This window comes from Paraprevotella clara YIT 11840, assembly GCF_000233955.1.
GTDB classification, from domain to species: domain Bacteria; phylum Bacteroidota; class Bacteroidia; order Bacteroidales; family Bacteroidaceae; genus Paraprevotella; species Paraprevotella clara.
In genome coordinates this window covers 167,202-179,359 of the sequence record NZ_JH376591.1, presented here as the reverse complement: position 1 = coordinate 179,359, position 12,158 = coordinate 167,202, and the positions used below count along the sequence as shown (strand labels likewise).

The 12,158-nt window shown below is 50.1% G+C and carries 7 protein-coding genes; 5 read left to right on the top strand and 2 right to left on the bottom strand.

What is annotated here, in order from left to right:
• Window positions 1–75: 75 nt before the first annotated feature.
• The 5 genes from HMPREF9441_RS03945 to HMPREF9441_RS03925 all read left to right on the top strand — a co-directional run bounded on the left by HMPREF9441_RS03945 (window position 76) and on the right by HMPREF9441_RS03925 (window position 6,909).
• The gene (locus HMPREF9441_RS03945) at window positions 76–1,338 is read left to right on the top strand and encodes a glycosyltransferase family 4 protein (RefSeq protein ID WP_008618277.1); all 1,263 of its coding nucleotides are present in this window, start codon (window positions 76–78) and stop codon (window positions 1,336–1,338) included.
• A gap of 20 nt (window positions 1,339–1,358) precedes the next feature.
• Window positions 1,359–2,150 carry a glycosyltransferase family 2 protein gene (locus tag HMPREF9441_RS03940; RefSeq protein WP_008618274.1) on the top strand — a complete coding sequence of 264 codons (792 nt, stop codon included), beginning with the start codon at window positions 1,359–1,361 and terminating at the stop codon, window positions 2,148–2,150.
• 99 nt (window positions 2,151–2,249) lie between these two features.
• Window positions 2,250–4,013 (top strand): glycoside hydrolase family 43 protein, encoded by a 1,764-nt coding sequence (locus HMPREF9441_RS03935; protein ID WP_407946601.1) that lies wholly within the window; start codon window positions 2,250–2,252, stop codon window positions 4,011–4,013.
• 6 nt (window positions 4,014–4,019) lie between these two features.
• Window positions 4,020–5,732, top strand: a complete 1,713-nt coding sequence (locus tag HMPREF9441_RS03930; RefSeq protein ID WP_008618270.1) for an FG-GAP repeat domain-containing protein — start codon at window positions 4,020–4,022, stop codon at window positions 5,730–5,732.
• An 82-nt stretch (window positions 5,733–5,814) separates the two neighbouring features.
• On the top strand, window positions 5,815–6,909 hold the full coding sequence (locus HMPREF9441_RS03925; protein ID WP_008618268.1) for an acyltransferase: 1,095 nt from the start codon (window positions 5,815–5,817) through the stop codon (window positions 6,907–6,909).
• Between the two features lie 303 nt (window positions 6,910–7,212).
• Here HMPREF9441_RS03925 and HMPREF9441_RS03920 read toward each other — a convergent pair whose 3' ends face one another.
• Together HMPREF9441_RS03920 and HMPREF9441_RS03915 are read right to left on the bottom strand one after the other, a co-directional pair.
• The gene (locus HMPREF9441_RS03920; protein ID WP_244949604.1) at window positions 7,213–9,630 is read right to left on the bottom strand and encodes an alpha-galactosidase; all 2,418 of its coding nucleotides are present in this window, start codon (window positions 9,628–9,630) and stop codon (window positions 7,213–7,215) included.
• A gap of 143 nt (window positions 9,631–9,773) precedes the next feature.
• Window positions 9,774–12,131, bottom strand: a complete 2,358-nt coding sequence (locus HMPREF9441_RS03915; RefSeq protein WP_008618264.1) for an FG-GAP repeat domain-containing protein — start codon at window positions 12,129–12,131, stop codon at window positions 9,774–9,776.
• Window positions 12,132–12,158 lie beyond the last annotated feature (27 nt).

The window sequence follows — 12,158 nt, the reverse complement described above, 5'->3', positions numbered from 1 at the left end:
TCGAAAAGAATCATAAGATTTATATGACATATATCAGCCATAATCCCTAAATTTGCAGAAACGATTGAAAAACGTATGAGAGTCCTCATTATCAATACATCCGAAAACATAGGAGGGGCGGCCATCGCAGCCAACCGTCTCATGGAAGCCCTGAAAAACAACGGGGTCAAAGCCAAAATGCTGGTGCGCGACAAACGGACGGACCAAATCACGGTGGCCAGCCTGCCCCAGTCTCCCCTGCTGAAAGCCAAATTCGTATGGGAACGCGTCTGTATCTGGAAAGCCAACCGGTTCAAGAAGCACAACCTGTTTCAAGTGGACCTGGCCAACACCGGTACGGACATCACCCCATTACCGGAATTCAAAGAAGCCGATGTCATCCACCTGCATTGGGTAAACCAAGGCTTCCTTTCCCTGAAAGACATACGCCGCATCATAGACAGCGGAAAACCGATCGTGTGGACGATGCACGACCAATGGCCGTTTACCGGCATCTGCCACTACAGCGGAGAGTGCACGAAATACCAAACCGAGTGCCACCACTGCCCCCTGCTTCTGCACGGAGGCGGCACGCATGACCTGTCGGCCAAGGTGTTCCGGCGAAAACAGCAAATGTTGCGCGGAGCACATATCATTTTCGTGGCTTGCAGCCGATGGTTGGAAGGCCTGGCACGCCAAAGTGCGCTTCTGGTCGGGCAGGAGGTGACCTCTATCCCCAATACCATCAACGCTAACATTTTCCACCCGGCCGAACAGGTCAAGGTGCGCCTACAATGCAACCTGCCCATCGACAAGAAGCTGCTGCTTTTCGGTTCGCTCAAGGCCACCGACCCGCGCAAAGGCATAGATTATCTGATGGAAGCCTGCCGCATATTGAAAGAAAAGCATCCCGATTTGGCCACACGCATCGGTATCGTGGTAGTCGGCAACCGTGCCGACCAAATTCGTGCGCTCTTCCCATTCCCGGTCTATGCCATCGACTACGTAAGCGACGAAAAACAAATGGCACGCCTATATAATGCGGTGGACGCATACGTCACGCCTTCGCTGGAGGACAACCTGCCCAATACCATCGTGGAGGCCCTGTCCTGCGGGGTTCCTTGCGTAGGATTCAACGTCGGAGGCATACCGGAAATGATAGACCACCGTAAAAACGGTTATCTGGCCGAAGCACGGAACGCCGAAGACCTGGCCGAAGGCATACGTTTCATACTGGAAACCGCCTCGCGGGAGGAATTGTCCGCCCACGCCGTACACTCGGCCTTGGCGAACTACGGCGAGACCAACGTGGCCTCCAAATATATAGCCGTTTACAAACGTGCATCCGAGAAAAGATAAACCCAGCTCACACAAAAGACATGAACAAAGTTCCTTTCCCAACCGTCACCATTGCCACAGTCACCTACAATGCGGAAAAGACACTGCCATGCACCTTGGAAAGCGTGGCATCCCAGACTTTCTCCCATATCGAACATCTGATTATCGACGGATGTTCCAAAGACCAGACCATGGAACTGATTCACCGGTACGTGGATGCCAATACGGGTAAAACATGCCCGCATGACATCCGGGTCGTCCGCGAACCGGACAAAGGACTTTACGACGCGATGAACAAGGCTCTGGAACATGCCACCGGAGACTATATCGTCTTCCTGAATGCCGGCGACCGGTTGCACAGCCCTGACACCTTACAACAGGTTTTCGGCCATATAGACATGAACGCTTCTCTCCCCGCCATCCTCTACGGCGAAACGGATTGGGTGGACGGGCAAGGACGCTTCATCCGCCACCGCCGTCTGCAAGCACCGAAACAACTGACCTGGAAAAAGTTCCGACACGGCATGTTGGTTTGCCACCAATCGTTTTATGTACGAACGGATTTGGCCCGGCAGGAACTTTACGACCTGAACTTTCGCTTTTCTGCCGACTACGACTGGTGCATACGTTTGTTGAAACGGGCGGAACGTATCAAACAACCGATATATAACACAAGGCTTATCCTTACCGATTACCTGAGTGAAGGACTGACCACACAGCACCATCAGGAATCACTGCGGGAACGTTTCCGCATCATGGCCTCACACTTCGGTTGGACGACTACCCTCATCCAACACGGTTGGTTCGTTATCCGAGCCGCCCTGAAAAGATAAGGATAGATGCCAACCTTACATTTTATGACGTATTTGTAATAGTACGCCCCGGCTCTTGATTGTATTTTTGTGCATTCATTCATAAATTATTATCAACGCATGAAAAATACAATCGCATTTTCTTTATTGTGCTGCAACTTGGCTTTCATGCCGCTCACGGCACAGCAAATGACAGCGTTTGAGAAAGTAGGACAAGGGGAAGAATCCGTACAGGAGTTTTTCCCGGGGGAACACCGGGCACGCCCTGTCATGGGAGCTTACACGGACAGCGAACGCATGGGGCTGTTCTCGGGAGGACAGGATTTAGGCGGATCCTCGGGATGGTACACAGACACACGCTGGGGCGACTTGGGAGACGGGACGTTTGCCAACCCGATACTGAACGGCGACTATTCAGACCCTGATGTCATCCGCGTGGGCCGCAAATACTACATGACATGTTCGGAGTTCCACTTCATGGGCATGAACATTCTGGAATCCGACGACATGGTGAACTGGAAAATCATAGGCCGTATCTTCGACCGGATGGATTTAGACGGCTATTCGGGCATGGACAAATACGGCAATGGAAGTTGGGCACCGGCCTTACGTTATCACGACGGCAAATTCTGGATGTACGTATGTACGCCGAACGAAGGGCTGTTCATGTCCACGGCCACCGACCCGGCAGGCCCGTGGAGTCCGCTCTACCAAGTAAAGAATGTATCGGGCTGGGAAGACCCGTGCCCATTATGGGACGAAGACGGGCAAGCCTACATCGGACGAAGCCAGTTGGGCGGAGGCCCCATCATCATCCATAAAATGAGCGCGGACGGCAAGACATTGCTCGACAATGGCCGGAAAGTGTACGAAGGCCCGACAGCCGAAGGTACGAAACTGTTCCTCAAAGACGGATATTACTACATCAGCATCCCGGAAGGCGGAGTGGGTACGGGATGGCAGACTGTGATGCGTTCCAAAAATATCTACGGTCCTTACGAACAGAAACGCGTACTGGAAATGGGCTCGACCAAAGTGAACGGGCCGCATCAAGGTGCCTTGGTCGACACGCCCGAGGGGGAATGGTGGTTCTACCACTTCCAGTCCACCGAACCGCAGGGACGCGTAGTACACCTCCAACCCGTCACTTGGAAAGACGGATTCCCTGAAATGGGTACGGACTACGACAAGAACGGCATCGGCGAGCCCATGAAAGTCTGCCGCAAGCCTTCCACCGGTGTGGAAACGAAAGCCTATGCTCCGCAAGCCAGCGACGACTTCGAAGCTAAGGAGTTGGGATTGCAATGGCAATTCAACCATAACCCGCACGATGAATACTGGTCGCTGACGGAAAAACCGGGCTGGCTGGCCATCAAATCGCAAAAGGCAGAGAAACTGCGCACGGCCTTCAACCAGTTTACGCAAAAGACCATGGGATACAAAGGCGTGGTCACCGTAAAAATAGACTTCGCGCAACTGACGCCCGGCGGACGGGCCGGTATAGAATGTATCGGCAACAAATTCGTGGGCGGCGGTATCATCATGGAAGACAAGGACGGAACGGCTACTCCCCGGCTTTACATGGAAACGGACGGGACTGCCAAAACCACCTCTTTCAATATATCCTCGGTCATGAACAAGGGCATCTATATCCGTCTGGAAATCGACGCAGTGAACAACAAACATAAATTCTATTACAGCGTGAACAACGAAACATTCATTGAGTTCGGCGACACGTTCGAATCCGGTTCAGGCGACTGGAAAGGCAGCCGTATCGGCCTGTACAGCTACAATACGCAGGAGACCTCCGGCACGGTTTATTTCGATGAGTTTACTTATTTGTTCGACGGCCCCGGCGGGCTTACGTCCACCCAGACAAAATAAAAAGACATGAAAAAGCAATGGTTTATCGGAATGATGGCATGGGTAATGGGATTACCCGCCATAGCCCACGTATGGGATGAACTGGCCATTCTGGCACGTCCCAACAACGAAGGCACATTCACGTTGGAAAAATATAGTTTCCTGCAACCCACGACTTACACGAATGCCGTGTTCTTCGATTTCGACAATGACGAAAACCTCGACTTGCTGATTATGGGGCAGGGAGGAGACTGGAATATCAGCGGAGACATCAAGTTCGTCACGCTCTACCACAACTTGGGTGCCGATGAAGACTTCCGTTTTGAACGCGTACCGGACGCCGGTTTCCTGCAACGCCGCGACGAAGGTTTCTACAATCCGATTTCCACAGGGGATTTCAATCACGACGGCTACACGGACGTGCTCATCATGAGCAACCAAAACGGACGGCACATCGATTTGTATCTCAACGACAAAGGGACGGGGCGCTTCATCCGTCAGGAAATCGACTTTGAAGCTGCCACCAACGGTTCGGTCATGTTCGGAGATTTGAATAACGACGGTTGGCTGGATATCGAGTACTCCGGCTACAGTGACAAGACTTCCACGGCCTTGAAGACCTACATCAACCAACAAAACGGGAGTTTTGCCGACCTCACGCCCGACAATCTCACCGGAGCATTCCAAGGACAATCCACCTTGGCAGACATCAACGGAGACGGGACACTGGACATCATCAGCACCGGAAACGGCGACAACTGGGTCTGTCTGGCTCCCATCTATTATAATACGACAGACGGTTCCGGACATCTGTCTTTCCGCCACGTCCCGGAAACGGAAAGCGGCATTCTCGGCGTAAGCCGTGCCAATCCTCTCGTGGCGGATTTCAATGCAGACGGACGGATGGACATGATTATCAATGGTGAACCGAGCGACGGCAGCGGATTCCGTAACCGGATTTATTACCAAAACGAGGAAGGAAAGTTCACCATGGACACCTCCTACCCCATCGTTCCCGTGAACCAAGACGGCGGTATCAATATGGGAGATTGGAACGGAGACGGCAATATGGATATCATCGTGGGCGGCTACATCGGGACACGCGACGCCAACGCACCAGCCTGTTACTCCTCCCCGTTGCGCGTCTACGAGAACAAACCGGAAAAGAACGGGTTGAAAGGTAATACATTCCCGGATGCCCCGGGCGATGTATCGGCAGAAATGCAAAGTGCCGAACTGGTTATCCGTTGGGGAGACGGTTCGGACAACGAATCGCCGGTTTCGGCCTTGCGTTACAACCTGTTCGTCCGGAACGAAACGACCGGAGAAACGTACTGCCTCATCCCCGCAAACCGGAACACCGGAAAGCTCAAAGTTGGCACGGACTTGCAAACCTCGCTGTCCTCCCGGGTCAAGACCTACCGCATCAAACCCTTCGGAGACGGGAAATATACCGTAGGCGTACAAACCCTGGACCAGTCGTATGCCGGAAGCACTTTCCGGACATGCACCTTGGAAGTTGACACCAGGGTAGCATCCGCATCCCTTCCCGAGCAGTTTAAAATTATCAAGAACGGACACAATATAGAAGTGAAAAGCCCGTTACACGAACAAGTGAAAGTCTACGGCACGGACGGATGCCTCGTCGCGCACGGAACCACAAACGAGACGATAGTGCTTCCGACACACGGCACTTTCCTGGTTTCGGCAGGGACGTACAAAGAAAAAGTCTTATTCTAAGAAACAAACATTATGAACACGGTCCGTATCCGTTCATTCCGGACGGGTACGGGCTTCATTGTCACATTAAAAGCCATAAATCATGAACCACAATGCCACAAGAGCGGAAACCACCCGCATCGTTTTCCTCGATTATCTGCGTGTCCTAGCCTGTCTGATGGTCATTGCCACGCACAGTTGCGACTCTTTCTACATCGGCCCGGGCGGCGTATGGCAATGCGCTTCGGAGAGCGACCGTTTGTGGATCAGTATCATCGACAGCATCATGCGTGCAGCAGTGCCATTATTCGTAATGACCTCTTCCTACTTGCTGTTGCCCCTGAAGGATGACAACACCACTTTCTTCAAACGGCGTTTCATCCGCGTGCTCGTCCCTTTTGCCGTATGGTCGTGCATCTACGCCTTCTGGCCTGTCCTGATGGGAGACCTGCCTGCATCCGAGCTTCCCATGCGCCTGCTCCATCCCATCTGGAACTTTAATGACGACAGCGGACATCTATGGTACATTTACATGCTCATCGGCCTATATCTGTTCATGCCCGTCCTGTCTCCTTGGCTCAAGCAAAGCGGAAAAAAGGCTGAGCTCGCTTTCCTTGCCGTATGGTTTGTATCGTCCTTCCTTGCATATTTAAAAGAAATCGGGGCAGGCGACATGTTCGGCGAATGCTACTGGAACGAGTTCCACAGCTTTTGGTATTTCTCCGGTTTCATCGGCTATCTGGTATTGGCGCATTACATCCGCCACCACCTGCACTGGAATGCCTCGCGAAGCCTCGGCATCGGCCTGCTCTGTTTTCTGGCAGGTTACGCTGTTACCGCAATCCCGTTCTACTACCGCTCGTTCTCCCATGAACTCGTGCAGGAAGTGGAACTGACGTGGCTGTACTGTTCCCCTAACGTCATACTGATGACTTTCGGCGTTTTCATGATGTGCAAAGCCATCCCCGGGCAGAAAGCCCCGTGCTACGGTTTCGTCAACCGGTTGTCGCGCCTGAGTTATGGCGTTTACCTGCTGCACATCATCGTGCTCTACTCCGTCTTTTTCGACATACTGAAGGCCATGGAACTGGGCACACCTTGGTTCATCCTGACGCTGACCCTCTGTACCTTCGCATTGAGCAACCTCATCACATGGCTGCTGTCCAAGCTTCCTTTCGGGAAATACCTTGTAGGATAAATATTCTCTCCATAAGAAAATCAAAGGAGATACGGCGCAATGCCGCATCTCCTTTTTTAATTCTTTTAATGCCATTCAATAGGGTCTTACGAAAATATTGTTTATAAAATCCTGAAAACAATCTTCCCCTTAAATCAAATACCTATTAAACCAATCATTAACCTAATCTCAATATTAACTAACTGCAATGCAAAGAAAGGAAAGATTTAGGAGATTACATAGAAAAAATGGCGCAAAAAATAGCAAAAACACGTATTTTAGCATAAGGTGATGCATATTAAACATTTATACGCCTCTCTTCCCTCAATGAACCATAGCTTTGGCCAACAGCACCTGCCCTTCTTGCAGACAGGCACGCAACAACAGCAGCCCTTTCACCGGAGATAATGCCACGCAAGCATTATATAATCCCCGTACATTCTGAGACTTCAGCAACCGTCCCTGAAGATCGAAAACATCTATTTTTCTCAATGGAGCCGAAGAATCTATATTCATTTCCAATCCACCGTTACTTCCAGGCAGAATATGCACGTCCAACCGGGCATCCTTACCTCCCTCCGACATGGCATCCGCAATCCCGGATCCGGGTTTCTTATGAAAACGGAACACTTTCACATCTTTTGCCGGCACCTTGTAAGAAAGTTCCTCACCGTCCACAACCACAGTTTCACCACTCCACAGTTCCTTCACCGTATCGAAGTCTCCAAGAGCGATATCGAGGCCGGACAAAGGAATACTTCCGGACGACTCCCCGTCGGTATAATTAAATACGGCCACATACAGGTATTCCTCCGTATGATGCATAAAGCAGGTTTCCGCCGCATCCGCATTCCCGTTATGCTCCTTATGTCCATACACAGGCATGAACGAGCGTCCTAAATCGGCCATCTCATTGATATCCTTATTCATCATGATTTCTTGCGCACGGGCACGCGACAAGGCTGCATCTCCATTTCCCGAATCATCATTCAAGGCGAAATTGTCCGCCACCATCATCATTCCGGTTACCGCCCCGCTCGTGAAACGGGCACGGTTCTCTCCCAACGTACAGTTTTTAGGACTTCCCCAGCCCCCGCTACCGACCATGACCAAGTGATCCGGGTCATTATACTGATAAAGCAAGTCGGTCCACCAACCGCCGGAAATGGCATTCATACAGTACTCCGTCTGACCGATATCAGCCCATGTGTCACACCCTACACGGCGGGAATTCCCGTAATGATAAGGGAAAAGAGGCGAAATGGAGAAAGAAAGGAACATCGGCTCGTCTCCCTCATCGACCACCTTCGTCAGATAGCTCAACCCATTATTATAGGCTTCCATGGCCGTCGTCACGCCTTTTGCATAATAAGAATCAGCCTGCACCATACCGTGACTGGTAAAATCCAGTTTCAGGAACCGGAATCCTTGCTTCTTCATTTCCTGAATACGGGTAGAAATCCATGATTTCGTGCCCGGATGGGTCGGGTCCAGACATATGGCTCCTCCCAGACTATAAGGTTCACCGTTCACTTTCAGGAAACAGTCTTCTGCCGTGTACTGGGTGCTTCCCATTTTGTCGCTCCATCCCCACCACCAAGAGAACGGAGTGAAATACAATCCCACCGTCTGACCGTTTTCTCCGCCTTCCTTGCACAACTTTATCCTCTCATCGGTTGACAGATTGTCCCAAGAGTCTATACCGATTATTTGCATGCCTTGACTGTTCACGAAACCATTAGGTTTCAAGACCTCATGATAATAATCCGCTATTTCCACATCCGCGTCGAAAGAATTCTTTTTTTCCAGTACGCCCCAACTTTGCCAACCGAAAGGCGTTCCCTTATCCCACGTATCACGCATCGGCTGGACCATCGTATTGGCACGGGCAAAAGTCTCCATGCCCGTACGCCAATCGTCTGCAAAACCGACAAACATACGGGCTGATGATATTTTAGGCCCTTTCAGCTTACCGTGAGGCAAGACGTCCCGCGTCTCCGACGTAGAAGCACCGGAATAGACTTTCAAGACATTGACCCGCCCATTGTCCGAAGCTTCTACCGATATGGCGTTCTTCCAATGGTCATGGTCTACCGCACCGATTACTATCCCCTCCTTGGTTTCTCCATTGAACCAGGCCGTCACTTCGTAGGAAGTCATCGAAGTGTTCATCTTATACTTATTATAACGTGTCCAGCCGTCATTGTCGAAAGGCACTTTAAGCATACGGTTGTCTTCACTTTCGGAGAAGAGGACATACATCTGACTGACCGATACCGGAGCCAGATAATTGGAACGTATAGCCTCGTCCCCCTCTATGGACAAGTCTGTAATTAAAAAGTCGTTTTCTTCATATACACAAAACCGCTGCACCATCTGCACGTCGTCCCCGTTGTCCGGACGGGTAAAGGTAAACGTATAACTGGTCCCTGTCCCGAACTCGTCATTTACCTTTTCCTCGGTCTGTTTTATGTCGGCAAAAGATGCAGGCGTCACAGTACGCGACTCTCCCGCCACATTGTCGTAGACCGCTTCTGAAGCGGAACGCGTGAAAAGACATTTTCGAGCCGAACCGTCCTCATTTAAAACATTCACCCGGAAAGCGTGGTCGTTTTCGATATATGAAATTTTCCACAAACCGTCCACAATCACAATATCCTCCGCATATCCTTGCGTGAAGTATCCACCAGCTCCCATCAATACCGATAAGCTAAGAATCGGCTTTAATAAAGTATTTCTCATATTTACAAAGTTTAATAATTACATTCAACCGGTCTCTTCTATTTAAATCGGAATAGAGAGAAAAAACGTCCCGGCTATTTTCACAAACGACCGGAACGCACAATCTAAACTAATCTAATGTTAATCAAAAGAAACTATTTTTATTACTTCACGATCTTAACCGCTTTATGGTTTGTCTTTACAACAAACACCCCTCTGCCATTTACTGTAATAGGAGTATTTGTCATTCCCGTAGCCACCTCGGCACCTTGCATATTGTAGATGGCTACCGCAGCAGACTCTGAACTATTCACCGTGATTACATTGCCTTCAATGGCAACCTTCACATCTGTCTGCTTCTCCGGAGCTTGGATACCGGTCTCATACCCGTCTGTCACGGTCACTTCCGTCGTCGTGAAACCACTGGCCAAATAAGCATAGTTCACGGCCTGCACACCCACGGTATAGCTACCGGCCGGCAATTTCTCGAACACATAGAAGCATAAACCTTCATCCATGGAATAGTTTACGGCATACGCGCCGAACATGCTATAAGCCAACTGCTTGCCGGTTTCCGTATTGGCCGGGACCAGCATCCGGACGGCACCCGTCTCGTTGTTGCAGATATACACATTGTGGACTGCCACATTGCCATTGCTCAAATAAGAAGCAGGCCATTTCACCGTCACTTGGCCGTTTTCTGCAGCCTCAGCCGTCACTTCTGTAGGCGCATCCGGATAAACCGGCTCATAATCGGTCTCATTGTAACTGATGATGAAGTTATCCGTGCCGCCTTCATAACCTCCAGCCATGATATCCAGCTTGCCATCATTGTCCACATCACCGAAGTTACCCGGAACAGGATCCGAATCATCCCAAATCCATGTGAAGCCTCCGAAAATGTCGTTACTCCAATAACCTAAATCATACGATGTATAAAGACCTACGCTTCCGCCTTCACTCACTTCAAAAACTCGACACCAATCCCATTTGTTGCCATCGGGTTTCAAGGCGTCGGAATGTCCGCGGTGATATAAGTCCGGCACATCATCACCATTGAAATCCGCATAGAAGAATCCCCGGTTTCCGGCATCCGTCATGCCCACCATAGGCACTGTCTCTTCAACGAAACTGAACACACTACCCTCAGTCGGAGTATTGATAAGGCAGAAAGTCTCATGAATGTCGCCTCTTTTCTTCCCACTGATCCAAAGGTCCAACAAACCGTCCTGATTATAGTCCGTGGCCATCATCACCGTATTGTTAGATCCCCAAGCCGTAAATACATCTGACACTGTCCCCGTAGTCTCGAGTCCCAAATTGGCCAAAACTTCCTGAGCAGCCGGAATCAACTGGTCTGTCACGTCCTTAAACGTACCGTCTTTCTGGTTGTGATAGAAACGGATTTCATCTCCATCTGGTTCTACCCCGACATCCCCCATGGCTGTGCCATCCGCATATCCGGAAACCACGATGTCCAACCAACCGTCATTGTCCATATCGAAAAAGACCACGGAACCATGACTCAAAGGTTTGGCTTTCATGGTAGGCTGATCCTGGAAATACACGCTCTCGATAGGATCGCCTGTTTCCGGATCTTCGCCGGCACCGCTTTCTTCCCACAGCCCGTGACGGTTCACTTCTACATCAAAAGGCAATGGTTCGAACACGTTCATTTCTTCAAAACGTTCGCCGTTTACGTTACGAAGCAACTTCACAAAACGTCCGTCGTATGCATTGCCGGTTATCAAAAGGTCCACATATCCGTCTTTGTCATAATCACCCGTTACGACCGAAGTATAAGCGTTGTCTTCATTAAACCGGTTGTAATCGCCTTTTTTCGGGCTCTCGGAAAATTTAATGGAACTAAGCACTTCGTCTTCCACCACTTCAAATTTACCGTTTCCTAAATTCTTTACCAATATATACCCCTGAAGGTCACCTACTTTTCCGGGATGGAGAATCAGGTAGTCCACTAAACCGTCGGCATTGAAATCAATGGGTTGCGACCCGACGCTCCAAGCCGTCTGCGGCAGACCGTTCTGTGTGCCGACATAGACCTCATTTTTCGTCACAATCGTATCATTCACCGGCTTACCTTCATCATCTACCACCGGTATGATTTCTTCTACAATCTTATTGCCTTCGCCGTCCAATACGAAATCACCACTTTCATCCGTTTTCCATATCGTATCGGTCTTCTGTACGATAGTAGAATCCAACTCGGTTTCCATTATAGGTTCAAAGTCGGCCTGGAACGTCCTTTCTCCCAATCCTTTGGCAAACACAGTACGGGTTTGCCAACTATACGATTGACGCTGGCCGTCCAACCATAAATCATTGACTCCGTCATTATCGAAATCGCCGATTTTGGGAGTACACATACTATTCGCCCAACCATAGTTTTCCCTAAACGTCATATCACGTGTAAATGTGATCGGGTTGTCTTGGGCCTGCACTTCAAAAACTGAAGTCAACAAAGCCGCACTGAACAACATTTGTTTGAAAGTCTCCTTTTTCATAATTACATTTTTTAATTAAACACTGAT